Source organism: uncultured Salinibacterium sp. (assembly GCF_963974405.1).
In the GTDB taxonomy this organism is placed as follows: domain Bacteria; phylum Actinomycetota; class Actinomycetes; order Actinomycetales; family Microbacteriaceae; genus Rhodoglobus.
In genome coordinates this window covers 146,711-170,570 of sequence record NZ_CAXBBH010000004.1, presented here as the reverse complement: position 1 = coordinate 170,570, position 23,860 = coordinate 146,711, and the positions used below count along the sequence as shown (strand labels likewise).

Below are 23,860 nucleotides of genomic sequence, written 5' to 3'. Positions count from 1 at the left end.
GTACTGCAAGGGGGACCTTGTGGGAGAGTAGGACACCGCCGGACTTAAATTGTGAAATGGCCACCACTGTGTTTAATAGACACAGCGGGTGGCCATTTTGCGTTAAGTTTCATCCCTAATTCAGGAGCAACAGTGAGCGATTCGTCAGGAAACGACGGCCGGCGAGACAGCCGACCCCACGGAAGCCGTTCAGGCGCGCCGCGATCCGGAGGACGCCCCACAGGCGGTCGACCCGGCGAAGGTCGCCCCAGCGATGGAAAGCCGCGTCGCGACAACGCCGCTGGCGGACCCGCACGAGGCAAGCCAGCATCCGGCTCCGACCGCCCCTGGCGTAACAAGCCAGAAGGCGACGACCGCCGACCCCGCCGCGACGGCGAGAACAGCAGTGACCGTGCGCCCCGCCGCGACTACTCCGCAGGAGACGATCGCCGTCCGCCACGCTCCAACGACCGCGACCGCGACAGTCGCCCACCTCGCAGTGGGGACCGCGACGGTCGCCCGGCGCGTTCGGGCGACAGAGACTCGCGTCCACCCCGCTCTGGCGATCGTGATGGTCGCCCGCAGCGTTCCGACGATCGCCCCGATCGGGGAGATCGTCCAGCACGTCCGTTCCGTTCCGATGGCTCAGGGCGCCCCGAGCGCGGCGGACGTCCCGACCGTGGATCCGATCGCCGCGGAGGCGCCGACGAGAAGCGCTTGTGGACCAAGGGCGGTGCCCCCGCGCGTGGAGACCGCAATGCGAGCGAACGGGAGTCTGAAGAGGATCGCGACCCCTTCGGCATCCGGTCAGTCCGTGCCTTCCACCAGGCACCCGAGATTCCCGATGGGGTCACGCCCAAAATGCTCGACCGCGTTGCATCCAATGAACTCAAGACACTCAGTAAAGAAAACGCTGAAGGCGTCGCTCTGCACCTGGTGATGGTGTCGCAGCTCATTGAAGAAGACCCTGAGCTCGCCCACCAACACGCCATCTCCGCTGCGCGTCGTGCTGGACGCATCGGTGTTGTGCGCGAAACCCTCGCGATCACGGCCTACGCGACCGGTGACTACGCACTCGCCTTGCGCGAACTGCGGACCTACCGCCGCATCACTGGCCGTGATGACCAACTGCCGATGATGGTCGACAGCGAACGCGGACTTGAGCGTCCAGAGCGGGCTCTTGAACTCGGGCGTTCCGTGAAGCGCAGCACGCTGTCCATTCCCGTTCAGGTTGAGCTGGCTATCGCAATGTCTGGTGCTCGCCTCGACCTGGGGCAGGCTGAAGAAGCGCTCGTTGAGTTGCAGATTCCGCAGCTCGACCCCACAACGGCCTTCAGCTACAGCCCAGCGCTCTTCGGCGCCTACGGCACTGTTCTCGAGGAGTTGGGTCGTGACGAAGACGCCGCCACCTGGTTTGCGCGAGCGGATGTTGCGGCAGAAGCACTCGGCGATGATGACGACGACATGATCGAGGTCATCGAAGAGGACATTGAATTCGAAACTGAGGGTATCGATGGGGCTGTGGAGATCGTTGAAGACGCGGACGGGAACGACAGCGAAAGCACCGCACGTGACGAGTAAGACCCCGCTGACCGGGATCTCTCTCGTGTTGGCTGACCTCGATGGAGTGATCTATCGCGGCCCGCACGCTATTGAGCATGCCGTCGAGAGTATTAATGCGATTGAGGGCGCCCAAGTGGCGTACATCACCAACAATGCCTCGCGCACCGACGCATCCGTTGCAGAGCATTTGAGCGAGCTAGGGCTGCATGTCGAAGCGCGCGACGTTGTAACGTCGCCGCAAGCGGCGATGGGCCTGCTGCGCGATCTCGTTCCCGCTGGTTCAACAATCATGGTTGTCGGTGGCGACGGGCTCACGAGCGAACTCGAAAAGTCGGGTTTCGTGGTGACGCGGTCAGCGGATGATTCACCCGCCGCCGTTGTGCAGGGTTTTGCTCCGCACGTGGGCTGGAAAGATCTCGCTGAAGCATCGTTCGCCCTGGCTGGTGGCGAGAATGGCATCCCGTGGATCGCGACCAACACGGACTGGACGATTCCCCAAGCCCGGGGCACCGCTCCCGGCAACGGCACTCTTGTCTCCGCCGTACACTCCGCCGTCGGCCGTTTGCCGATCGTCGCCGGAAAACCCGAAGTTGCGATCTTCGAAGAAGCCTTCCGCCGCTACGAGTCGCGTTCCGCGATCATGATCGGCGACCGCCTCGACACCGACATCCTCGGAGCAAACCGGGCAGGCATCCCGTCGCTGCTCGTGCTGACAGGCATCGACCAGGCGAAGCAAGTGCTTGCGTGCATCCCGGAAGAACGCCCGACAATGATTGTCGACGACCTACGCGGGCTACTTGAGCCCTATCCGGAAACCGTGGTCACGCACGACGGCGCCGCCGTAGTGACGACAGTGGGGACGGCGACCGTGCGCCTCGAAGGACAGCGACTGACAGTGACGGCGGCCGGAACATCCATCGATCGTCTGCGGGCCGGAGCAGCAGCAATTTGGAATTCGGGGAGCGCCATCTACGCCCTTGAAGTGCCAGCGGAGCTATATTCGTGAGCATGGATGACGAATCGCCCGTTGACGGACTGATGTCACGACTCAGCCTGATCGAGGATCAGCCACTCGAAACTCGTGCTGCTTCGTTCGCTCAGATCCATGACCAATTGCAGCAGCAGCTCGAGGGCAAGGACGCGTTCTCGCGCAATGGCTAGCGTGCGGCTCGACGCGGCACTGGCTGCGCGTGGACTCGCGCGCTCTCGCACGCATGCCGCAAAGCTGATTGCCGATAATCTCGTGACCGTTTCGGGCGTCGCTGTGCCCAAAGCATCAACACCAGTGACCGATGAACAGACCATTGAGGTTGCGCAAACCGATCACTACGTCAGCCGCGCGGCCCACAAACTCGTTGCGGGTCTTGAGGCGTTCGCTATCGACCCCGCGGGGCGGCTAGCGCTCGATGTTGGCGCATCAACCGGTGGCTTCACGCAGGTATTGCTCGAACGTGGAGCTCGCGAAGTTATTGCGCTCGACGTCGGTCATGGACAGCTCGTTGATCTGATCCGGTCGGATGCTCGCGTGCGCGTTATCGAGCGAGAGAACGCCCGGTATCTCACCGCCGAATCACTCGCCGAACTGAGCGGGACATCCGAAACCCCGTCGCTTGTTGTCTCCGACCTGTCGTTCATCTCTCTGCGCACAGTGCTGCCTGCGTTCTTTGCAGCGGTCGGGGAGGGCGCTGACTATGTGTTGCTCGTGAAGCCGCAGTTCGAAGTGGGGCGCACAAACATTCGCGAAGGAATAGTGCACGGCTCGGCGCTGCGCGATGAAGCGATCATGGGCGTGTTGTGGGCCGCCTGGGATCTCGGACTCGGTACCGCTGGAGTCATCTCCTCACCAATCGCCGGTAACGCAGGAAACCGTGAGTATCTTGTCTGGTTGAGCGCACGATCAGGCAGCAATCCGACAGAATGGTTAACGCAGGTTTCTGCTATCGCCTAAAACCGTTACCCGGTGGCGATGAATCGAACACTCACTACGAATGAGAGGTGCACGGTGCAGTCCGAGAACTCTCATGCTTCTGACCGCCACATCCTGGTCATCGCTCACACGGGGCGCGCTGAGTCGCTCACCGCTGCCATTTCTGTGTGCCGTCAACTTATTGGTGCTGGCATTGTGCCTGTGCTGTCTCCGGATAGCTACGAAACTATCTCGCAAGCCGAACCTGACCTCTCGCCGGTGCGGCGCTTGGGCAACGAGGTTGAGACCGGAGAGCTTGAGCTCGTGATTGTGCTCGGCGGCGACGGCACCATCCTCCGCGCGGCTGAACTCACACGAGGCTGCAGTGCACCTCTGCTCGGCGTCAATCTGGGCCACGTGGGGTTCTTGGCTGAGAGCGAGCGCGAAGAACTCACCTCTACTGTTGAACGCGCTCTGGCGCGCGACTACCTCGTCGAAGAGCGCATGACTCTGTCCGTTCGGGTGAAGGTCGATTCCGAGGTCGTCTACGAAACGTGGGCTCTGAATGAAGCGACTGTCGAAAAAGCGAGTCGCGAGCGGATGCTCGAAGTGGTCATCGAGGTCGATGGTCGCCCGCTCTCGTCCTTCGGTTGTGACGGCGTGGTCATGTCCACGCCAACAGGGTCGACCGCCTACGCTTTCTCCGCGGGCGGGCCAGTCGTGTGGCCGAGCCTCGATGCTTTGCTTCTTGTGCCGCTGAGCGCTCACGCTCTCTTTGCGCGACCCCTCGTCGTGGGGCCTGATTCGGCGCTGGCCGTCGAAGTGCTTGGTCGCAACATGGGAACGGGTGTCTTGTGGTGCGATGGCCGGCGTGCCTACGATCTTCCCCGTGGCGCCCGCGTCGTTGTGCGCCGCTCGCCCGTGCCGGTGAGACTGGCCCGACTGTCGCAAGGTCCATTCACTGACCGTCTCGTCAAGAAGTTCAATTTGCCCGTCAACGGATGGCGTGGGCCAGCATCGGAGGAGGGAACCCACTCGTGATCGAAGAGATCTCCATTCGCGACCTCGGTGTTATCGCCTCGGCCCGGCTTCCGCTGAGCCCCGGATTCACTGCCCTCACCGGCGAGACCGGCGCCGGAAAGACAATGGTCGTCACCGCGCTTGGGCTGCTGCTGGGGGAGCGAGCTGACCCCACCGCTATTCGCGCTGACAGCGACCAAGCATCCGTCGAGGGCCGATGGGTCATCGATCCGGAATCGGCCGTTGCCGACCGTGTTCGCGATGCGGGTGGCGACGTCGATGAGGGTGAGCTTCTTCTCGTACGCACCGTCGCTCGTGAGGGTCGCAGTCGTGCCGTTGTCGGCGGCCGTAGTGCTCCCGTGGGTGTGCTGACCGAACTCGGAGATCAGCTTGTTGTGGTGCACGGGCAGTCCGAGCAAATTCGCCTCAAGTCGTCCACTGCCCAGCGCAATGCGCTCGATCGTTTTGCCGGTTCCGAATTGGCGACAGTTCTCGAGCAGTATCAAACCGTGTTCCGGCGCTGGCAAGCGGCTCAAGGAGAGCTCGATGTGCTGATCGCAGAAAGCGATCTGCGCAGTCGCGAAGCCGAGGAACTCCGGGTTGCTATCAACGAGATTGAAGCAGCCGAGGTGCGTCGCGGAGAAGACGTCGAGCTCACTGAGCGCGCCGACCGACTGTCAAATCTCGAAGGGCTACGGCTCGCGGCTGAAAGTGCCCACGCGGTCTTGTCTGCGGATGCCGCGGAGGAGGGGTCCGACGTGGTCGCGTTGCTCTCCAGTGCCCAGCGAGGGCTTGAGCGGGTCGCCGAGCATGACGCCCAACTCGCCGCCATTGCCGAAGCCTTGGCGGCAGCATCCATCACTCTGGGCGAAATCTCGACCGATCTCGCCGGCTACCTTGCGGGCTTGGATGCTGACGGCAGTCGAGAACTCGAACAGGTCGAAGAACGCCGCAGCCAGCTTTCCGCTCTCGTGCGCAAGCACGGCATGAGCCTCGACGATGTCGTTGATGTGCTCGACACCGGCAGCCAGCGACTTCTGGAACTCGATAACGACTCCACGCGCATCGACGAGCTGCGGGCGCAAGTCGAAGCTGACCAGACAGAGCTTATTGAACTTGCCGCGCGCGTCAGCGAGGTACGAACGACGAGTGCAGCACGACTGGCAGCGGATGTCAGCAACGAGCTGACTCATCTGGCGATGGCGAACGCCGAAATCGTCGTGACCGTCGAAGACCGCAGCGACTATTCGCTCAGCGGAAAAGACGAAGTCGCGATACTGCTGCGTCCTCACCCCGGTGCACCTCCGCGACCACTCGGTAAGGGCGCTTCCGGGGGCGAGCTTTCGCGTGTGATGCTCGCGATCGAAGTTGTTATCGCGGGCAACGACCCCGTACCGACGTTCATCTTCGACGAAGTGGATGCCGGAGTCGGCGGTGCCGCCGCAATCGAGATCGGTAAGCGCTTGGCTCAGCTCAGTCGCACCGCGCAAGTGATTGTGGTGACGCACCTAGCCCAGGTCGCCGCGTTTGCGGACAACCACCTCAGCGTTATCAAGGGCGACGACGGATCGGTCACGGCATCCAGCGTTCACAAGCTTGAAGGGGAGGCGCGCATCTCTGAAATGGCACGACTGCTCTCGGGCCTGCCCGACTCCGAATCTGGCCTTGCCCATGCTCGCGAACTTCTCCAGACAGCCAGTGAGCGTGAGACTGCGAACCGCTAAACCTCACGCAAGCTGTTAAGCCGATAACGAAACGCCCCAAGGCGGCGACAAATACGTCGGTCGTGGCATACGATAGAACCCCGTGGTGGACAATCAAAACGCGGTCGTAACAAAGCACATCTTCGTCACCGGAGGAGTTGTCTCTTCTCTCGGTAAAGGCCTCACGGCGGCGAGTCTCGGAAACCTGCTGACAGCACGCGGGCTCCGCGTCGTCATGCAGAAGCTGGATCCCTATCTGAACGTGGATCCCGGCACCATGAACCCCTTCCAACACGGTGAAGTCTTCGTCACCGACGATGGCGCCGAAACCGACCTCGACATCGGACACTACGAGCGCTTCCTCGACATCAAACTCAACCAGGCAGCCAACGTCACTACCGGACAGATCTACTCCGAAGTGATCGCCAAAGAGCGTCGCGGTGAATACCTCGGTGACACCGTGCAAGTCATCCCGCACATCACCGACGAAATCAAGCGCCGCATGCGCCTGCAGGCCGCTGGCCCGTTTAACGACGAGAACCCGCAGCCCGACGTCATCATCACTGAAATCGGTGGAACCGTCGGCGACATCGAAAGCCTGCCGTTCATCGAATCGGCCCGCCAAGTTCGCCACGAACTCGGCCGCAAAAACGTCTTCTTCGTTCATGTATCGCTTGTGCCCTTCATGGCAGCATCCGGCGAACAGAAGACCAAGCCCACCCAGCACTCCGTTGCCGCCCTGCGCTCGATCGGCATCCAGCCCGACGCGCTCGTGCTGCGCAGCGACCGCCCCGTCTCCGAATCAAACAAGCGCAAAATCGCGCTCATGTGCGACGTCGAAGAAGACGCCGTCGTCAACGCCACCGACGCGGCCAGCATCTACGACATCCCGGAAATGCTGCACAGCCAAGGTCTCGACGCCTACATCATCAACCAGCTCGGTCTCGAAGCTACCTCGGTCAACTGGGATGGCTGGAGCGAACTTCTCGAAGCCGTCCACAACCCCAAGCACGAGACCACTATCGGACTCGTCGGCAAGTACATCGACCTGCCCGACGCGTACCTGTCAGTCACCGAAGCGTTGCGCGCCGGTGGTTTCGCCAACAACGCCAAGGTCAACATCCGCTGGGTGCCCTCCGACGAGTGCGAAACTCCCGAAGGTGCAGCCAAGCACTTGGCCGACCTTGACGGCATCATCGTGCCGGGCGGCTTTGGCGTGCGCGGCATCGAGGGCAAGCTCGGCGCCCTCAAGTTTGTGCGTGAGAACGGCATTCCCGCTCTCGGAATCTGCCTCGGCCTGCAGTGCATGGTGATCGAATATGCGCGCGACATGGCTGGCCTCGAAGGCGCGTCATCCACCGAGTTCGACACGCACACGAAGTACCCGGTTATCGCCACGATGGCCGAGCAGGTCGACATTATTGCGGGCGGAGACATGGGCGGCACGATGCGTCTCGGTCTCTACAACGCGAACCTCGAACCCGGCTCGATCGTCGAAGAGATCTACGGCGCTCCCACCGCTGCCGAACGTCACCGCCACCGTTACGAAGTGAACAACGACTACCGCAAGCAAATTGCGGATGCCGGACTGACGTTCTCCGGAATCTCGCCCGACCGCACTCTCGTCGAGTTCGTCGAATTGCCGCGCGAAGTGCACCCCTACTACGTGGGAACGCAAGCACACCCCGAGCTTCTCTCGCGTCCCAACCACGCGCACCCGCTCTTCCGCGGCCTCGTCGCCGCTGCGCTCGAGCGCCAAAAGTCCAACCGCCTCTTTGAGGTGACCGAGCAGGATGATGCATAACCAACTCAGCGATGACCACGTAACACCCGAGCTTGTCGGCACCGAAACGGTGTTCGCCGGGCACGTCTGGAATGTGGACCGCGAGCGTTTTCAGCTCGGCGGAACCGCCATCACGCGCGAGTTCGTCAACCACACTGGCGCCGTTGCGGTGCTGGCCCTGGATGAGCGTGACCGTGTTTTGCTGATCAAGCAGTACCGGCATCCGGTGCGCTTGCGCGATTGGGAACTTCCGGCAGGGCTGCTCGACGTGCTCAACGAGTCGCCGCTCGTTGCGGCTCAGCGTGAGCTTGCAGAAGAGACTGACTTACAGGCCGAGTCGTGGCATGTGCTGAGCGAAATGTTGACCTCGCCCGGCGGCAGCAACGAGGCCGTGCGCATCTACCTCGCGCGCGGCGTAAGTGCGACAGGTGAAGTGTTCGATCGCTACGCCGAAGAGGCAGGGATCGAGTTGCGTTGGGTTCCGCTCGAAGATGCTGTGGAGGCGGTGCTAGAGCGTCGCGTGCAGAACTCGATTCTGTGCCTGGGACTCTTGGCGGCGCAATTGGGGCGCGACCGGGGCTGGAGCACGCTCGGTGACGCCAACGCGCCGTGGCCGCGGCATCCGCGTAACTACTCTGAGTAGCCTCTCGCGGTAGGTTGAGCGACATGACCGAGTCGACGCGTCCCGCAGCGAAGAACGCTATTGCGGTGGCTGCTGAGCGCTATCTACGGCATCTCGCGATCGAGCGCGGGCTATCGGCAAACACTCTTGCGGCCTATCGTCGCGACCTCGACAGGTATCGAGCGTTCTTGAGCGACCGCGGTCGAGCCGCTCCCGACATCGTGACAGCGGATGACGTCACCGCTTTTGCGCACAGTTTGAGAGCCGACACTGAGAGCCCACTCGCGGCATCGTCTGTCGCGCGCATGCTCTCGACGGTTCGCGGTCTCCACACCTTTTTTGTCGACGAGTCTCTTGCTGTCGAGGACGTTGCTCACACGGTGGCAATCCCGAAGCAACCCCTGCGCCTACCGAAGGCGATTTCGATTGAACAAATGACGGCAGTGTTGGGCTCGTTTCCCGGTGACGAGAGCATTTCTCTCCGCAATACCGCGCTGCTTGAGCTTCTCTATGCGACCGGCGCTCGAGTGTCGGAGGTCACGGCGCTCAACGTCGACGACATGATCGACGGCGATATTGTGCGCTTGCTGGGCAAAGGCAATAAGCAGCGAATCGTTCCCGTGGGTAGTTTTGCGCAGGCAGCGATTTCGACGTATCTGGTTCGTGCTCGCCCGGCGCTCTCAGTGAAGGGGGCTTCGACGCCAGCACTGTTCTTGGGGGCGCGCGGGGCTCGGTTATCGCGCCAGAATGTGTGGTTGATCATCCAGTCTGCGGCAGAGCGGGCTGAACTGGGGATCGATATTTCGCCCCACACGTTTCGACACTCGTTCGCCACCCATTTGCTCTCGGGCGGTGCGGATGTGCGTGTCGTGCAAGAGCTGCTGGGACATTCCTCGGTGGCGACGACCCAGATCTACACGATGGTCACCGCCGACACCCTGCGCGATATGTATACGACCGCGCACCCCCGAGCACGCTAGCGATGCCCGACGGGTTAGGGCGTGTCGCGCGTTCAAACCTTCAACCTTTGGTAGAGGCGACCCTGTCGTGTTCGCGCGTGGGAGCGCAGGCTGCAACGAAAGCGCGACGTAAACTTTTCGCATGAGTACACAGCGTGAGAACGAATCGACGCTGGCAGGGTTGGATGTTCAGGCAATGGGTCCAACCGGCCGGCCGATCACCAACTTTCCGGAACCGCCGCCGCTCGACGGTCACGGCCCGGCACGCATCATTTCGCTGTGCAACCAGAAGGGTGGCGTCGGCAAGACCACGACGACCATCAACCTCGGTGCTTCGTTTGCTGAATACGGTCGTCGCGTACTGGCAATCGACTTTGACCCCCAGGGCGCGCTCTCGGCAGGTCTCGGTGTTCCCACGCACGATGTACCGACCATTTACGACCTACTGCTGGGCACCATCAAGAACCCGGCAGAAGCGATCGTGCACACGAACGTGCCCGGTCTCGACGTCATCCCGGCCAACATTGACCTGTCGGCCGCTGAAGTGCACCTCGTCAACGAGGTTGCGCGCGAAACGATTCTGGCGCGCGTACTGCGCAAGGTCAGCGATCAGTACGACGTCATCCTGATCGACTGCCAGCCCTCGCTCGGCCTCCTCACGGTCAATGCGCTCACCGCCGCTCACGGCGTGCTCATCCCGCTCGAGTGCGAATTCTTTGCACTGCGCGGTGTTGCCCTGCTTGTCGAGACGATCGAAAAGGTTCAGGATCGCTTGAACCCCGCGATCAAGCTCGACGGTATCCTCGCGACGATGTTTGATGCGCGCACCCTTCACTCGCGTGAAGTGCTCGAACGCGTCGTGGAGAACTTCGGTGACGATGTTCTCGAAACCGTGATCGGTCGCACGGTGAAGTTCCCCGATGCGAGCGTCGCCGGTGCGCCCATCACGACCTTCGCCCCCGACCACTCTGCGGCGCACTCCTACCGCCAGGTGGCGCGAGAGCTGATTGCCCGTGGCGCCGTCGCCTAGCGACGTTGAGGCGCCGGCCGTCAGCGGTGCCGACGATGCCGAGACCCCGGCGACAGGATTCTCTGTTTCTCTCAGCAACTTCAACGGGCCCTTCGATCTGCTGTTGTCGCTCATCACGAAGCACGAGCTCGACATCACCGAGGTGTCGCTCTCCAAGATCACCGACGAATTCATTGCGTACCTGCGCGACTTCGAATCTCCCGATGGTGGGGATGACATCGACGAACTCGATCAGGCCAGCGAATTCTTGGTTGTCGCGGCCACGCTGCTCGACCTCAAGGTGGCCGGGCTCCTTCCTCAGGGAGAGCTTGTAGATGCCGAAGACGTTGCGCTTCTCGAAGCCCGAGACTTGCTCTTCGCGCGACTGCTGCAGTACCGAGCGTTCAAACAGGCCAGTGATTGGTTTGGTTCGCACTTTGAAGCCGAAGCGACCCGAACGGTGCGTTCGGTGCGGTTGGAAGAGAAGTACCGCTCTCAAACTCCGGAACTCGTGTGGACGCTGAGCCTCGACGATTTTGCTGCACTCGCGACTCTCGCGTTCACGCCGCGAGAGATTCCGAGTGTGGGACTTGACCATTTGCACGCACCGCTCATCAGCATCCGGGAACAGGCCGCTCACGTCGTCGCGCTGTTGCGCGCGGGGGAGCCGATGACGTTCCGCCAGCTCGTTGCCGGCGCCGAGCTCAAGGGCGTTGTTGTGGCGCGCTTCTTGGCCGTGTTGGAGCTGTATCGCGGGGCGAATGTGGCCTTTGAACAGATTGAACCCCTGGGCGAATTGACTGTCCGCTGGACCGCTGAGCACTGGTCAGACGATAGCCTCGCTAATCTGGGAGCTGATTATGGAAACTGAGACTGAGCAACCCGAGACTGAGCAGGCAGAGGCAGAGGCGGAGCAGGCGGCAGAAGAAGTCGCGGCTGGTCCCGTTGTCGATCTCGCCCGCGGGCTCGAAGCGATTTTCATGGTTGCCGATCAGCCGCAGAGCCTCGTCAGCTTGGCGACAGCGCTCAACGCTCCCGTTGCCGAAATCCGCGCGACGATAACAGCGTTGTGCGCCGATTTTGATGGTGAGGGCGATGGCCCACGTCGAGGTTTCGAACTGCGCGAGGTGGGTGGCGGATGGCGCATTTACGTGCGTGCCGACTACGACGCTGCTGTGCGCGATTTCGTCTATACGCAGAATCCAGCCCGCCTCAGCCAGGCTGCGCTCGAGACTCTTGCGGTGATTGCGTACAAGCAACCGATCAGTCGCGGGTCGATCGCTGCCGTACGCGCAGTGAATGTTGACTCGGTAGTGCGTACACTGCTGAGCCGAGGACTTATTACGGAGGCGTTTACCGACAACGAGACGGGCGCCATCCATTACGAAACAACGGAGCTCATGCTCGTGCAATTGGGGATCAACTCCATTGCCGAGTTGCCTCCCATCTCGCCACTTTTATCTGATGGTTCGGACGGTTTTGATGAACAACGCTAATGGCGCAGGCGCCGCTCACCCCGAAGGCGAACGCCTTCAAAAAGTAATGGCCGCTGCTGGAGTTGCCTCCCGCCGTGTGTCAGAAGATTTGATCTACCAAGGCCGCGTTGCCGTCAATGGCAAGGTCGTCGAAGAAGCTGGTCGTCGCGTGAAGCCGAGCGACCGTGTCACCGTGGATGGTTCGGCCATCCAACTCGACACGACTAAGCGCTACGTCATGCTCAACAAGCCTGTGGGTGTTGTGAGCTCGATGGCGGATGAGAGTGGTCGCCCCGATCTTCAGCAGTTCACCGGCAACTACGACGAACGTTTGTTTAACGTCGGTCGCCTCGACGTTCAGACCTCGGGTTTGATCGTTCTCACCAACGATGGCGAGCTCGCCCACGTCCTTGCGCACCCGTCGTTCGGTGTCACGAAGACCTACATTGCCAAGGTGGAAGGCATCGTGAGCGCGCAGACAATCGCGCAGCTCACTAAGGGCATCGAGCTCGAAGATGGCCCGATCGTCGCTGATAAGGCTCGCGCGATTGGTCGCGCTGTTAACGACGAAACGATTGTTGAATTGACCCTTCACTCGGGCCGCAACCGCATCGTGCGTCGGATGATGGAAGCTGTTGGTCATCCCGTGATTGATCTGGTTCGTCGTCAATTTGGTCCCCTCAACTTGGGCAGCCTCGGAGTGGGCAAAACCCGCAACCTCACCAAAGTGGAGCTGGGTGCGGTCTTGACGATCGCCCGTGACGCCGAGGAGCGCTCGTGAATCTAGGCCGCATCACTGGGCAAGTGCGCATCGTGGGTGCTGGACTTCTCGGTGCCAGCATCGGTCACGGTCTGCGGGCCAAGGGTGTTGACGTGATTCTGCATGATGCGTCGCGCACCAATTCGACCCTCGCAATCGACTATGGCGCCGGCCGTGCACCACAGCCCGACGACAAGCCTTCGCTCGTGATTGTGGCGGTTCCGCCGGATGTCACGGCTGACGTTGTCGCGAGCGAACTGCGAGCCTGGCCGCAAGCGACGGTCACGGATGTCGCCAGCGTGAAGGTCGGCGTGATTGACGAACTCATCGCGCTGGGTGCCGACCTCGATCGCTATGTCGGTTCGCATCCGCTGGCCGGACGCGAGCGCGGTGGGGCCATTTCGGCCCGCGCAGATCTTTTCATCGGTCGCCCGTGGGTGATTGGCAGGGGAGAACCCTTCCGTCGTCGCGCCATTGAAGATGTCGTGATTGAGCTTGGTGCTATTCCTGTCACAATGTCTGCCTCCGAGCACGACGACGCGGTGGCTCTGATTTCGCACGTTCCCCAAGTGGTGGCGAGTTTGCTCGCGCACCGGTTGGCGGGAGCATCCGATGCCGCTGTCGCTCTTGCCGGTCAAGGACTGCGCGATACGACCCGCATTGCCTCGAGTGCGCCCGAACTGTGGGTGCAGATTTTGGGTGCCAATGCTGGCCCCGTTGCCGAGGTTCTTCGTGAACTTCAGGCCGAGTTGGGCGTTGCTATCGAGGCGCTCGAGAATCCGGATGCTCCGGGCTCGCGTCGCGCTCTGGCCGAAGTGCTCGCGGGCGGCAACGCCGGGGTTTCGCGCCTTCCTGGCAAGCACGGAACGAGCAAACACTTCAGTCAGCTCGTCGTGATGGTCGATGACAAGCCGGGCGAGCTCGCACGACTGCTCACCGAAATCGGCGAAGCGAATGTGAACATGGAAGACTTGCGGCTGGAGCATTCACCGGGAGCCCAGTTCGGCCTCGCCGAAATCTCGGTACTGCCCGAGAAAGAAGCCACCTTGTTGAGCGAGCTCGAAGCTCGCGGATGGAAGATTGCAGAGACCTTCGCGTGAATAAGAACCCCTCCTTTGTTGTTGTGGCCGTCGACGGGCCGGCCGGCAGCGGAAAATCGAGTGTGTCGAAAGCGACCGCTCGCGAACTCGGGTTCGACTATCTCGACACCGGTGCCGCCTACCGCGGTTTCGCGCTGCACTGCCTCGAGCGCGGGGTGGACACTCTCGGTCCCGGTGACGTGATCGAAACGCTCCCGCGGTTCGAGTACATGATCGGCATCGACCCCGACAACTACTTTGTGAAGGTCGACTCGGAGATCGTGACCAACGACATCCGCGAGCCTCGCATCACGAGTGTTGTGTCCAACATTGCACGCGTGCCTGAAGTGCGCGAGTACATGGTGAACCTGTTCCGCAGCATCATGGCGAGCAGCGACAAACCCGGAATTGTGGTCGAAGGCCGCGACATTACGACGGTTGTTGCACCGGACGCTCAGGCTCGAATTCTGCTCACAGCCAGTGAAGAAGCTAGGATGGGAAGACGTGCGGCCGAACTCTCCGGAGAATCGAGCGCGACAACGGCGCAACAACTCAGTTATCGAGATGCGCAGGACTCCAAAGTCGTGGACTTCATGAACGCCGCCGAGGGAGTCATCACCATTGACTCCACCAATCTTGACTTCGATCAAACCGTGACGGCCGTCGCGAGTTTCGTTCGCTCCAGCATGTAAACAAAGGACTACCCATGGCCGATCATTCGCCCGCCGACGACGACTTTCCCGAACTAAACCCGGACCTCGTCGAGCGACTCTCCGGCATGAACGAAGAAGAGGCAGCCCAGCGCACCTCTGCTCTTCGTGCGGGATTGAGTGACTACGACCTCGACGACGACGATATTCAGGTTCTGGAATCGGCATCCGATGACCCGGATGCCATTTACTACCTGCCCGCCCTTCCCGTTTTGGCGATCGTTGGTCGCCCGAACGTCGGCAAGTCGGCTCTCGTCAACCGCATCATCGGCCGCCGTGAAGCTGTGGTGGAGGACACCCCCGGCGTTACTCGCGACCGCGTCAACTACAAAGCCGAGTGGAACAACCGTCACTTCACGATCGTCGACACCGGTGGCTGGGAGCCCGACGCTAAGGGAATCGACGCGTCTGTTGCTGCCCAGGCCGAGATCGCGATCGACCTCGCCGACGCTGTGCTCTTTGTCGTGGATGCCACGGTTGGCCCCACCTCGACCGACGAGCACGTCGTGCGCATGCTGCGTGCTACCAAGAAGCCCGTGATTTTGGTCGCTAACAAGGTTGACGACGTTCACCAGGAATCGGATGCCGCAGCGCTGTGGAGCCTCGGCCTCGGTCAGCCGTGGCCCTCCTCTGCGGTTCACGGCCGTGGTGTTGCTGACCTGCTTGACCACGTGCTCACCGTTTTGCCGGAGATCTCGACCGTTGCCAAGGAAGAAGTGGGTGGCCCTCGCCGCGTCGCTATTCTTGGTCGCCCGAACGTCGGCAAGTCGAGCCTGCTGAACAAGACTGCTGGCGAAGAGCGCGTTGTCGTCAACGATCTCGCCGGCACGACTCGCGACCCCGTCGATGAGCAGATTGAGCTCGGCGGCAAGTTCTGGCGCTTCGTCGACACCGCCGGCATCCGTCGTCGTGTTGCTTTGGCGCAGGGTGCTGACTTCTACGCAACGCTGCGCACGAGTGCGGCACTGGAGAAGGCTGAAGTTGCTGTTGTCATCTTTGACGTCAGCGAGCCGCTCAGCGTTCAGGACCTCAAGATTGTCGACCTCGTGCTCGAATCGGGCCGGGCGCTCGTATTGGCCTTCAACAAGTGGGACCTTCTCGATGACGAACGTCGCATGCTGCTCGAGCGTGAGATCGACAAGGACCTTGGCCACGTTGCGTGGGCTCCGCGAGTAAACATCTCGGCCAAGACTGGTCGTCACATGGAGAAGCTCGTTCCGGCTCTCGAATTGGCGTTGGAGTCGTGGGATACCCGCATTCCGACCGGTAAGTTCAACGCGCTGTTGGCAGAACTCACGCAAGAGCACCCTCACCCGCTTCGTGGTGGCAAGCAGCCGCGCATCCTCTTTGGTACGCAGGCATCGAGCCGCCCGCCCACGTTCGTGCTCTTCACGACCGGATTCTTGGACCCGCAGTACCGTCGATTCATTACGCGTCGGCTGCGCGAGATCTTTGGCTTCGATGGCAGCCCCATCCAGGTCAACATGCGTGTGCGTGAGAAGCGCAAGCGCAAGTAGGTTCGGCACAGTGGCTTCGGCGCACAAGCGAAACGGCGAGTCATTCTCTGAGGAGAGTGACTCGCCGTTTGGCGTTAACGCCTAGGTCGACGTGAGCGGGTGACGAGCGAGAGCTGCTGGGCTCTCGCTCGCACCGTTTCGTTAGTGCGCGATGGGGGCGTCGCTGGGCGCTGTCTCTGTGCTGTTGCGCTTGACGAAGAACGTCAGCACGATCGCGAAGAGCGAGATGATTCCTCCCGCCATGAAAGCGAGCTGCACGCCTCCGGCAAGGGCATGGGTTTCGCTTGACTCGTCTGCCGCGAGGGCGACGGACTGCACGGTGAGCAGGGCGATGAACAGTGCGGTACCGGCGGCACCGGCCAGTTGCTGCACGGTGCCGATGGTGGCGCTGCCGTGCGAGTAGAGGTGCGGCTTGAGGGCACCGAGCGCTGACGTGAAGAGCGGGGTGAACATGAATGCCAGTCCGATGCTCATCGGGATGTGGATCGCAACGACCATGAACGGCGAGCTTGTTTCGGAGAGCATCGTGAAGCTCCAGAGCGAGGCACTGACGACGATCGCGCCGGGGATCATGAGCGGCCGCGGGCCGACCTTGTCGTAGAGGCGACCGACGATCGGGCCGAGCACTCCCATGACAAGGCTGCCGGGCAGCACGAGCAGTCCGCTGAGGATCGGTTCAAGGCCGAGAACGTCTTGAGTGAACATGGGGAGCAGGATGATCGTGCCGAAGAGCGCCGCCATCATGATCATCATGAGAGAGATCGACACGGCAAAGCCGGGCGCGGCAAAGGTGCGCAGGTCGAGCAGCGCGCGATCGGTTTTCTGCAACGCGAGCTGGCGGATGATGAACAGCACGAGGCTCACGGCGCCGGCGGCAATCGGGATCGCGGGAGCAATCAGCACGTCACCGCTCGCAGATTCGCCCAAACTCGAGAGCCCATAAATGAGCCCTGAGAAAGCGATAGCCGAAAGGATGACGGACAGAATGTCAATCGAGACCTTGCGGGGGTCGGTGACGTTCCTCACCTTGGTGATGCCGAGCACGAGTGCGGTAACGGAGATGGGGATCATGACGATGAAGACCCAGCGCCAGTCAAAGACCGCCAACACGAGACCGGCGACCGTAGGGCCGACGGCGGGTGCCATCGACATGACGATAGACACATTGCCCATGGTCTTGCCGCGCGTAGCCGGGGGCACGAGAGTCATGACGGTGGTCATGAGCAACGGAAGCATGATTGCGGTGCCCGAGGCCTGAACCACGCGTCCCACAATGAGCAGCACGAACGTGGGAGCAATAGCTCCCAACAGAGTGCCAGCGGTGAAGAGGGACATCGCGGCGATAAAGATGCTGCGGGTCGTGAACCGTTGGATGAGGAATCCGGTTATGGGAATCACGACCGCCATCGTGAGCATGAAGGATGTCGACAACCACTGAGCGGTGCTCGGTTGGATGTTGAGATCTTCCATAATGCCGGGGATTGCGACAACAAGCGACGTCTCGTTGAGGAACACGACGAAAGTTGCCGCGAGCATGAGCGCGATAACGAGACGGTTGCGACCGCTGTTATCGACCGAGCTCGTTGAAGACCCCTCAGCCGAGCTGGGGAGGGGAATGCTGCCGGTGATCGGCGCGGTGCTAGTCATTAAAATCCTGTCGTGTTCTCAGCGGTCGGACGAAGCAGCAGCCGGTGTCGAATGGGCGCACAAATCAGTCGTCATCTTTATTCTTGCTCAGTGCAACGACATTCGTCAGCACAATAATTCCCATTTCGTGCTGAGCGGGGTGAATGGGAGCCCAATTCGGGGTGGATGCGCTCGCGCACTGCGCGCCCGCACGGAGCGGAAGGCCGATGACTCTGAACAGTCTGGTGCCCGTGTCCGAGCATCCGCCCGAACCGGTATGTTGGAAGAAATAACTTGTGACACGGGGTGCCCTGCGGGGCTGAGAACACACCCGTCGAACCTGATCTAGTTAGAACTAGCGAAGGGATGTCGCGCATGTCGCGTACGCCAGAACTGCTGTTGACCGCCACTCAAGACGCGCTCGAGGCGGTGAGATCGACGTCGCCACTCGTGCAGTGCATTACCAATAACGTGGTGGTGGGCTTCACCGCTAATACTCTGTTGGCCGTGGGGGCGGCACCAGCGATGGTGGACATTCCCGAAGAGGCGGGCATGTTCGCCGGGGTGGCCTCCGGAGTGCTCATCAATTTGGGCACGTGTCGCGAAGAGCAGCGCGCTGCCGCCCTCGAAGCTGCGCCGGCCGCCAATGCTGCCGGAACGCCGTGGGTGCTTGACCCGGTTGCCATCGGTGCTTTGCCGGTGCGCACGTCGCTGGCTCATCGTCTGCGTGATCTCGGTCCATCGCTAGTGCGAGGCAATGCCTCGGAGATTCTGGCGCTCGCCGAACTCGGAACGGGCGGTCGAGGCGTCGACAGTACGAGCAGCGTGGATGACGCCCTCACCGCCGCCCAGATGCTCGCGCGCGCGACGGGAGGCGCCGTCGCGGTATCGGGAGCGACCGACATGGTGACCGATGGCGTGAGTGTCGTGAGGCTCACGAACGGGCATCCGGTACTCACCAAGGTGACGGGCGGCGGTTGTGCGCTCGGGGCGATCATGGCGGCATTTGCGGCGGTGACTCCGGATGCGCTGACAGCGGCTGTTGCGGCGACAAGCGTCTACACGGTGGCGGCCGATCTCGCGGCGGAGCGTTCGGCGCTGCCGGGCAGCTTTGCGGTGGCCCTCTTGGATGCGCTGAGCGAAGTTTCGGCGGACGACATTGCAGCACGGGCGGTGATCGCGTGAGCTTCGACCTGTCGACATATTTGGTGACGGACTCAGCCCAGGCTCGTGCCGCTGGCCACGACCTTGTTGATCTCGTCTACGAAGCGGTGGCCGGGGGAGTGACGCTCGTGCAGTTGCGTGAGAAGAACATGCCGGCGCGCGAATTTCTCGATCTGGTGTTGCGGGTGTCGACGGCGGTAGCGCTGAAGGTTCCTGTGCTCGTGAATGATCGGGTAGACGTCTATCTGGCTGCCCGAGAAATGGGAGCCCGGGTTGCGGGCGTGCATGTGGGGCAGGGCGATCTGCCCGTCGCGTCGGTGCGTGCTCTCGTGGGTCCGCGAGCGATCGTGGGTCTGAGCGCGTCGACGGAAGATCAACTGTATGCGGCCAGTGTGCGTTCTGCCGGAGTCGACTATGTCGGCATTGGTGCGCTGCACCCCACGACGAGCAAGAAGGATGCTCCCGAACCGCTCGGGCACGCTCGTATGGCCGAGCTCATTGCGCTCAGCGGGTTGCCCGCCGTAGCTATTGGGGGAGTTGGTCAGGACGATCTCCCCCTGCTGCGGGCCAGTGGCGCTCGCGGTGGTGCGGTGGTTTCCGCAATTTGTGGTGCTGCCGATCCGCGCGAGGCGGCGCGGGCGCTCGCCGCAGCGTGGGCTGCCGACGCGGAGGTGACGGCGTGAGCGGGAGCGCTGTGGGCGGAGCCGGTGGGAGTGTCGTGCCGAGCGTGAGCGGTGTGGGTAGCGCGAGTGGGGTACGGATTCCCCGGGTGCTGAGCATCGCTGGCAGCGACCCGTCGGGTGGGGCCGGTATTCAGGCTGACCTCAAGTCGATTGCGGCCAATGGTGGCTACGGGATGGCGGCGATCACGGCATTGACGGCCCAGAACACTCTCGGGGTGCGTGGTGTTCACGTGCCGCCCGCTGATTTCTTGCGCGAACAACTCGATGCCCTGAGCGACGACATCGCTATCGATGCCGTGAAGATCGGCATGCTCGGCACCGTCGAGGTCGTGGACGTCGTTCGTGCGTGGCTTGAAAGAGTGCAGCCACCCGTGGTGGTGCTTGACCCGGTGATGGTCGCCACAAGTGGTGACCGACTGTTGGATGCCGAAGCCGAGCAGGCGCTGCGCGACCTCGTGCGGGTGTGTGACCTGGTGACGCCCAATATCCCCGAGCTCGCGATCATCGCCGCGGAACCTGCCGCCGAGACGTGGCCCGAGGTGCTGGAGCAGGCGCGGCGAGTCTCTGCCTCCTACGGGGTGCGCGTAGTGGCCAAGGGCGGACACCTGAGCGGGGCGGAGGCTCCGGATGCGCTCGTAGATGCGCGCTCGGGGAACGCACCCGTAGTGACCGAGTTTGGCGGCATCCGGATAGAGACCAGCAACACCCACGGAACAGGGTGTTCGCTGTCGAGTGCGCTCGCGACCCGGATTGCGGCCGGCGGTGATTGGGCTGCCGCTGTGGGGGAGTCGAAGCGGTGGTTGAGCGAGAGCATCCATGCCGGTGCATCGTTGCAGGTGGGTGGCGGGCGTGGACCCATTAGTCACTTTGCGGGGGCGTGGCACCGTGGGGGTGTGGAGACGGCGCCGACCGCGGCTGAGGTGCGGGAGCAGTGGTGGGCTGAGATCGCCTCTGTGCGGGCCCGGATCGATGGTGGTGACTTTGTGCGGGCGCTAGGGGATGGTTCTCTCGACCGGGGTGACTTCGTCTGGTACCTAGCTCAGGATGCCCTCTATCTGCGCGATTATGCGCGGGCGCTCGCCGAAGCCGCCCGACTGGCACCCACAGCCGCAGAGCAAGCCTTCTGGGCATCGAGTGCTGAGGGCTGCATTGTGACGGAACTGCAGTTGCACGAGTCGTGGTCTGAGGACGGTGAGCTGTTCGCAGCCGCCCCCAGTGCCACCACTACCGCCTACCTCAACCACTTGCTCGCGACAGCAGCCCGCGGTGACTATGCGGTGCTCGCTGCGGCCCTGTTGCCGTGCTTCTGGGTGTACCACGACGTCGGCTCAAGGCTGCACCCGCTGGCGCACGCTGCGCATCCTTACGCTGATTGGTTGACGACCTATGCCGATGAAGCATTCGCGGATGCCACACAGCAGGCGATCACGATAGTGACGGCGCTCGCGGCAGGCGCCACCCCGCAGGTTCGGGCTGCGATGCTGACCGCTTTCGTGGCATCCACGGAGCATGAACGCGAGTTCTTCGCTGCCGCACACCGGGTTACTGCGAACTGATTTCGTTTCTGTTGCCGTTTTGGCCCGTTTCGATCGCAATGTGAACATTAGCGCCCCGATTTCACGGTAAGCTATTCGAGTTGTCACGGGCTGTGGCGCAGCTTGGTAGCGCACTTGACTGGGGGTCAAGGGGTCGCAGGTTCAAATCCTGTCAGCCCGACCGAAAAGCCCTGATGAGAAGCAATTTTCATCAGGGCTTTGTCGTGTGAACAGTGGGTCAAAATGGCCAATGTACCCGCAAATGTACCCGCAAGGTTTTTTGCGAACTATCCCGACACTCCAAGCCTGTACGTGGCGCGCTCGCAAGGCAGGTGAGGCGAAGACCCTCGTGATTCTGGGGTTTATCTGCTCGCTGTAGTACTGGATTGCCCGGCGACTGGCCTATCGAATGACGTCTAACGACGGCGCAGAACCTCAGGTTTACATCCAATCGCTAGGCATGACGGTCCTTGTCAGGTGGGCATAGCCCACCTCGAGTGAATACTTGTCATACTGCCTAGGCAGCGCGCGTCCGACACGTAGTCGTATCCCGAGAGATCCCGTCAGATCCTGAATGATCCCGACCGACGTCCTGCGAAGCCCTGCGCGATCCCGAGAGATCCCGACGTATCTTGATCTCCATCCGGACCCTCGATGTGGTCCGCTCCATGAACCTGAGCCTAGAGCGAGGACGAGCTTTGTAGTGGCGACCGTAGCAGGGGGTTAAGCGATGCGCAGCTTCCAGCGATCTCTGGGCTGTCCACCCTGCTGCAGCTTGATGACGCCGGCGAGCTTCAGCCGGTCTACAACGGCTCTCAAGGACTGCGTATTGCCAACCTCGAACGCCTGACCCGCAGCCCCTGCGAATCCGGCGAAGTCGCCGGACATCGAACCGAGGATCCCCATGACCGTCTGCACGCTGATCGAACCAGCCTGCTCCTTCAGTTGCCACACGACATCCTCGTGGTTGCTGACAGCAGCGGCGCTTCGGCTGCTCACGTCAGCGTCGAACGTCGCATTGGCGAACCCGGAGGAACAGGTCTTCAACGCGATGATCGAGGGCTGGCGGAACCAGCAGTTGTCACGCGGGCTCCGCGAGCAAACGATTCGAAATCGGACGGCGACGGTGTCGCGGTTCCGTGATTTCGTGGACAAGCCCCCGTGGAGGTGGACGGTCGCCGATGTGGATGAGTTCACCGCGGAATCGGGCGGACGCACTCGCACGCTGTCGACGATGCGCGCCAATCACGGGTCCATCCGGGGATTCTGCGACTACCTCACGAACCCGTTGTACGACTGGATGGAGATCTGCGACCGGGAGTTCGGTGAGGTCCCGTCCCAGGTGTGTCTGCCGTGGAACACGGTCGCGCACCGGTTTGAGTTCGAGGGGGACGGGAAACGCCGCCCGTTCACGTACGACGAGATCGAGCGCCTGTTCGACACCGCCGACGCTCGCGTCGAGCTGCTCGTGGCGTCGGGCCGGAAGGGCGCTCTCGGGGCGTTGCGTGACGCACAACTGCTGAAGACGGTCTACGCGTTCGGGTTGCGCCGCACGGAGGCGGTGATGCTCGACACCGTCGACCTGCACCACAACGCAAAGATGCGCCAGTGGGGGCGTTACGGCGCGATACACGTGCGGTGGGCGAAGGCTGCAGGAGGTGGTGCGCCGCGGCGGCGGACGGTGCTGCTGGTGCCGGAGTTCGACTGGTGGGTGCCGGGCATGCAGCAATGGCTCGAGCAGGCCCGGGAACGCTTCGCGCCCGGAGTTGACCTTGACGCGCTCTGGGTGACCGAGCGTCGCACGCGTCTGTCCGCCGGGTATCTCGACCGGAGGTTCGCGGAGCTGCGGGACGAGGCTGGCCTGTCGAAGGATCTGACGCTGCACAGCCTCCGGCATTCCTACGTCACGCATTTGCTGGAGTTCGGCTATGCCGATCGATTCGTCCAGGAGCAGGTCGGGCACATGCACGCCTCGACGACCTCGATCTACGCCTCCGTCAGTTCGGACTACAAGAACCGGGTGCTCGCGGAAGCACTGAAGGCCCTCATCGAAGGAGAAGCTGATGACCGTTGAGCTCGACACCGGATGGAATCTCCGCAGAGTGATGGCTTCGCGCGGGATCTTCCAGACCTCCAAGCTGAAGCCACTGCTCGAGGAACGCGGGATCGACCTGTCCAGGGAGCAGGTGTATCGGCTGGTGACGCAACCGCCTCAGCGGGTGCGTCTCGACGTGTTGGCGGCGTTGTGCGATGCGCTGGAGTGCTCACTCGACGATCTCGTGACAATCGCTCGCCGAGAGGCATCGACCCCGGTGGCCGTGGGCGAGGAAGCGACGCGCGGGTCGATCGGTGATCTCCGTCCTGTCCGCGCAACCATCCGCCGTCCGCGTACGAAGTAGCCACGGTGGCCAAGCCTCCGCAGCAGCCGAGAGTCACGGAAGTTATCGACCTCGTGCGTCCCCTCGTTCCCGAGATCTTGCCCGAGCGTCTCGCTGAGATCGTGCATTCGGTTGCGCCAGTGCCCCTCACGCAGCGGCTTCTTGAGCTCGCGCTGATCAAGCAGCCTGGGGTCCTCGAGGGGCGGCATGCGAATGTGCCGGTGACCGTCCAGGATCTGGCCCGCGCGCTGGTAGAAGAAGGAGCAGACCGGGTAGTGCTGCCGACGTGCGAGTCCTGCGGCCGCTCGGTGAGAATGCCCCACAAGACGCCGAGCGGTGGTCGGCACTGCTCTCGTTGCGAGCGGAACGCCAGGTCCGTCTCCTGCGCT

The 23,860-nt window shown here is 62.3% G+C and carries 23 protein-coding genes, 1 tRNA gene and 1 riboswitch; of the genes, 22 read left to right on the top strand and 2 right to left on the bottom strand.

Translation table 11 applies throughout. The annotated features are described in order from the left end of the window. Positions 1–132: 132 nt before the first annotated feature. From AACZ26_RS13190 to der, 16 genes are all read left to right on the top strand, one after another. Positions 133–1,560, top strand: coding sequence for a primosomal protein (locus AACZ26_RS13190; protein WP_339622250.1), 1,428 nt, complete (start codon positions 133–135; stop codon positions 1,558–1,560). Beyond that, positions 1,550–2,548 (top strand): HAD-IIA family hydrolase, encoded by a 999-nt coding sequence (locus AACZ26_RS13185; protein ID WP_339622248.1) that lies wholly within the window; start codon positions 1,550–1,552, stop codon positions 2,546–2,548. The genes AACZ26_RS13190 and AACZ26_RS13185 overlap by 11 nt, the downstream gene beginning before the upstream one ends. Positions 2,549–2,550: 2 nt before the next feature. Then, entirely contained in the window at positions 2,551–2,703 is a 153-nt protein-coding gene (locus tag AACZ26_RS13180; protein ID WP_339622247.1) for a hypothetical protein, read from the top strand. Next, the gene (locus AACZ26_RS13175) at positions 2,696–3,490 is read left to right on the top strand and encodes a TlyA family RNA methyltransferase (protein WP_339622245.1); all 795 of its coding nucleotides are present in this window, start codon (positions 2,696–2,698) and stop codon (positions 3,488–3,490) included. Before AACZ26_RS13180 ends, AACZ26_RS13175 begins: the two co-directional genes overlap by 8 nt. Before the next feature lie 54 nt (positions 3,491–3,544). Next, positions 3,545–4,489 carry an NAD kinase gene (locus AACZ26_RS13170; protein WP_339622243.1) on the top strand — a complete coding sequence of 315 codons (945 nt, stop codon included), beginning with the start codon at positions 3,545–3,547 and terminating at the stop codon, positions 4,487–4,489. Continuing rightward, entirely contained in the window at positions 4,486–6,192 is a 1,707-nt protein-coding gene (gene recN, locus AACZ26_RS13165) for a DNA repair protein RecN (protein WP_339622241.1), read from the top strand. The genes AACZ26_RS13170 and recN overlap by 4 nt, the downstream gene beginning before the upstream one ends. A gap of 82 nt (positions 6,193–6,274) precedes the next feature. Further along, positions 6,275–7,975: a CTP synthase gene (locus AACZ26_RS13160; protein ID WP_339622239.1), complete on the top strand. Its 1,701-nt coding sequence runs from the start codon at positions 6,275–6,277 to the stop codon at positions 7,973–7,975. Next, entirely contained in the window at positions 7,965–8,597 is a 633-nt protein-coding gene (locus AACZ26_RS13155; protein WP_339622237.1) for an NUDIX hydrolase, read from the top strand. Before AACZ26_RS13160 ends, AACZ26_RS13155 begins: the two co-directional genes overlap by 11 nt. A 23-nt stretch (positions 8,598–8,620) precedes the next feature. Continuing rightward, complete coding sequence (locus AACZ26_RS13150; RefSeq protein ID WP_339622236.1) at positions 8,621–9,556, top strand: site-specific tyrosine recombinase XerD; 936 nt, start codon at positions 8,621–8,623, stop codon at positions 9,554–9,556. A gap of 121 nt (positions 9,557–9,677) precedes the next feature. Next, entirely contained in the window at positions 9,678–10,565 is an 888-nt protein-coding gene (locus tag AACZ26_RS13145) for a ParA family protein (protein ID WP_339622235.1), read from the top strand. Then, entirely contained in the window at positions 10,549–11,415 is an 867-nt protein-coding gene (locus AACZ26_RS13140) for a ScpA family protein (protein ID WP_339622233.1), read from the top strand. The genes AACZ26_RS13145 and AACZ26_RS13140 overlap by 17 nt, the downstream gene beginning before the upstream one ends. Beyond that, positions 11,405–12,040: an SMC-Scp complex subunit ScpB gene (locus AACZ26_RS13135; RefSeq protein ID WP_339622230.1), complete on the top strand. Its 636-nt coding sequence runs from the start codon at positions 11,405–11,407 to the stop codon at positions 12,038–12,040. The genes AACZ26_RS13140 and AACZ26_RS13135 overlap by 11 nt, the downstream gene beginning before the upstream one ends. After that, complete coding sequence (locus AACZ26_RS13130) at positions 12,027–12,800, top strand: pseudouridine synthase (RefSeq protein ID WP_339622228.1); 774 nt, start codon at positions 12,027–12,029, stop codon at positions 12,798–12,800. Before AACZ26_RS13135 ends, AACZ26_RS13130 begins: the two co-directional genes overlap by 14 nt. Then, positions 12,797–13,879, top strand: coding sequence for a prephenate dehydrogenase (locus tag AACZ26_RS13125; RefSeq protein WP_339622227.1), 1,083 nt, complete (start codon positions 12,797–12,799; stop codon positions 13,877–13,879). Before AACZ26_RS13130 ends, AACZ26_RS13125 begins: the two co-directional genes overlap by 4 nt. Then, positions 13,876–14,550, top strand: a complete 675-nt coding sequence (cmk, locus tag AACZ26_RS13120; protein ID WP_339622226.1) for a (d)CMP kinase — start codon at positions 13,876–13,878, stop codon at positions 14,548–14,550. The genes AACZ26_RS13125 and cmk overlap by 4 nt, the downstream gene beginning before the upstream one ends. Positions 14,551–14,564: 14 nt before the next feature. Further along, positions 14,565–16,085 carry a ribosome biogenesis GTPase Der gene (der, locus tag AACZ26_RS13115; protein WP_339622225.1) on the top strand — a complete coding sequence of 507 codons (1,521 nt, stop codon included), beginning with the start codon at positions 14,565–14,567 and terminating at the stop codon, positions 16,083–16,085. A gap of 141 nt (positions 16,086–16,226) precedes the next feature. Here the strand turns inward: der and AACZ26_RS13110 are convergent, their stop codons facing one another. Continuing rightward, positions 16,227–17,732: an MDR family MFS transporter gene (locus AACZ26_RS13110; RefSeq protein ID WP_339622223.1), complete on the bottom strand. Its 1,506-nt coding sequence runs from the start codon at positions 17,730–17,732 to the stop codon at positions 16,227–16,229. A gap of 271 nt (positions 17,733–18,003) precedes the next feature. Next, positions 18,004–18,095: riboswitch (TPP riboswitch) on the top strand. On the opposite strand from AACZ26_RS13110, the gene thiM reads away from it, so the two are divergent. The 4 genes from thiM to AACZ26_RS13090 all read left to right on the top strand — a co-directional run bounded on the left by thiM (position 18,087) and on the right by AACZ26_RS13090 (position 21,274). Next, entirely contained in the window at positions 18,087–18,896 is an 810-nt protein-coding gene (gene thiM, locus AACZ26_RS13105; protein ID WP_339622221.1) for a hydroxyethylthiazole kinase, read from the top strand. It overlaps the preceding riboswitch by 9 nt. Positions 18,897–18,919: 23 nt before the next feature. Beyond that, complete coding sequence (gene thiE / locus AACZ26_RS13100) at positions 18,920–19,558, top strand: thiamine phosphate synthase (RefSeq protein WP_339622219.1); 639 nt, start codon at positions 18,920–18,922, stop codon at positions 19,556–19,558. After that, on the top strand, positions 19,555–21,114 hold the full coding sequence (locus AACZ26_RS13095) for a bifunctional hydroxymethylpyrimidine kinase/phosphomethylpyrimidine kinase (RefSeq protein ID WP_339622218.1): 1,560 nt from the start codon (positions 19,555–19,557) through the stop codon (positions 21,112–21,114). Before thiE ends, AACZ26_RS13095 begins: the two co-directional genes overlap by 4 nt. Positions 21,115–21,200: 86 nt before the next feature. Continuing rightward, a tRNA-Pro gene (locus tag AACZ26_RS13090) sits at positions 21,201–21,274 on the top strand. A 542-nt stretch (positions 21,275–21,816) separates the two neighbouring features. Here the strand turns inward: AACZ26_RS13090 and AACZ26_RS13085 are convergent. Next, positions 21,817–22,092, bottom strand: a complete 276-nt coding sequence (locus AACZ26_RS13085) for a hypothetical protein (protein WP_193128229.1) — start codon at positions 22,090–22,092, stop codon at positions 21,817–21,819. Positions 22,093–22,111: 19 nt separating this feature from the next. Here AACZ26_RS13085 and AACZ26_RS13080 point away from each other — a divergent pair, with 19 nt between their 5' ends. Both AACZ26_RS13080 and AACZ26_RS13075 read left to right on the top strand, forming a co-directional pair. Continuing rightward, complete coding sequence (locus tag AACZ26_RS13080; RefSeq protein ID WP_131491372.1) at positions 22,112–23,167, top strand: tyrosine-type recombinase/integrase; 1,056 nt, start codon at positions 22,112–22,114, stop codon at positions 23,165–23,167. Then, complete coding sequence (locus AACZ26_RS13075; RefSeq protein ID WP_026936353.1) at positions 23,157–23,492, top strand: helix-turn-helix transcriptional regulator; 336 nt, start codon at positions 23,157–23,159, stop codon at positions 23,490–23,492. The genes AACZ26_RS13080 and AACZ26_RS13075 overlap by 11 nt, the downstream gene beginning before the upstream one ends. Positions 23,493–23,860: the final 368 nt, after the last annotated feature.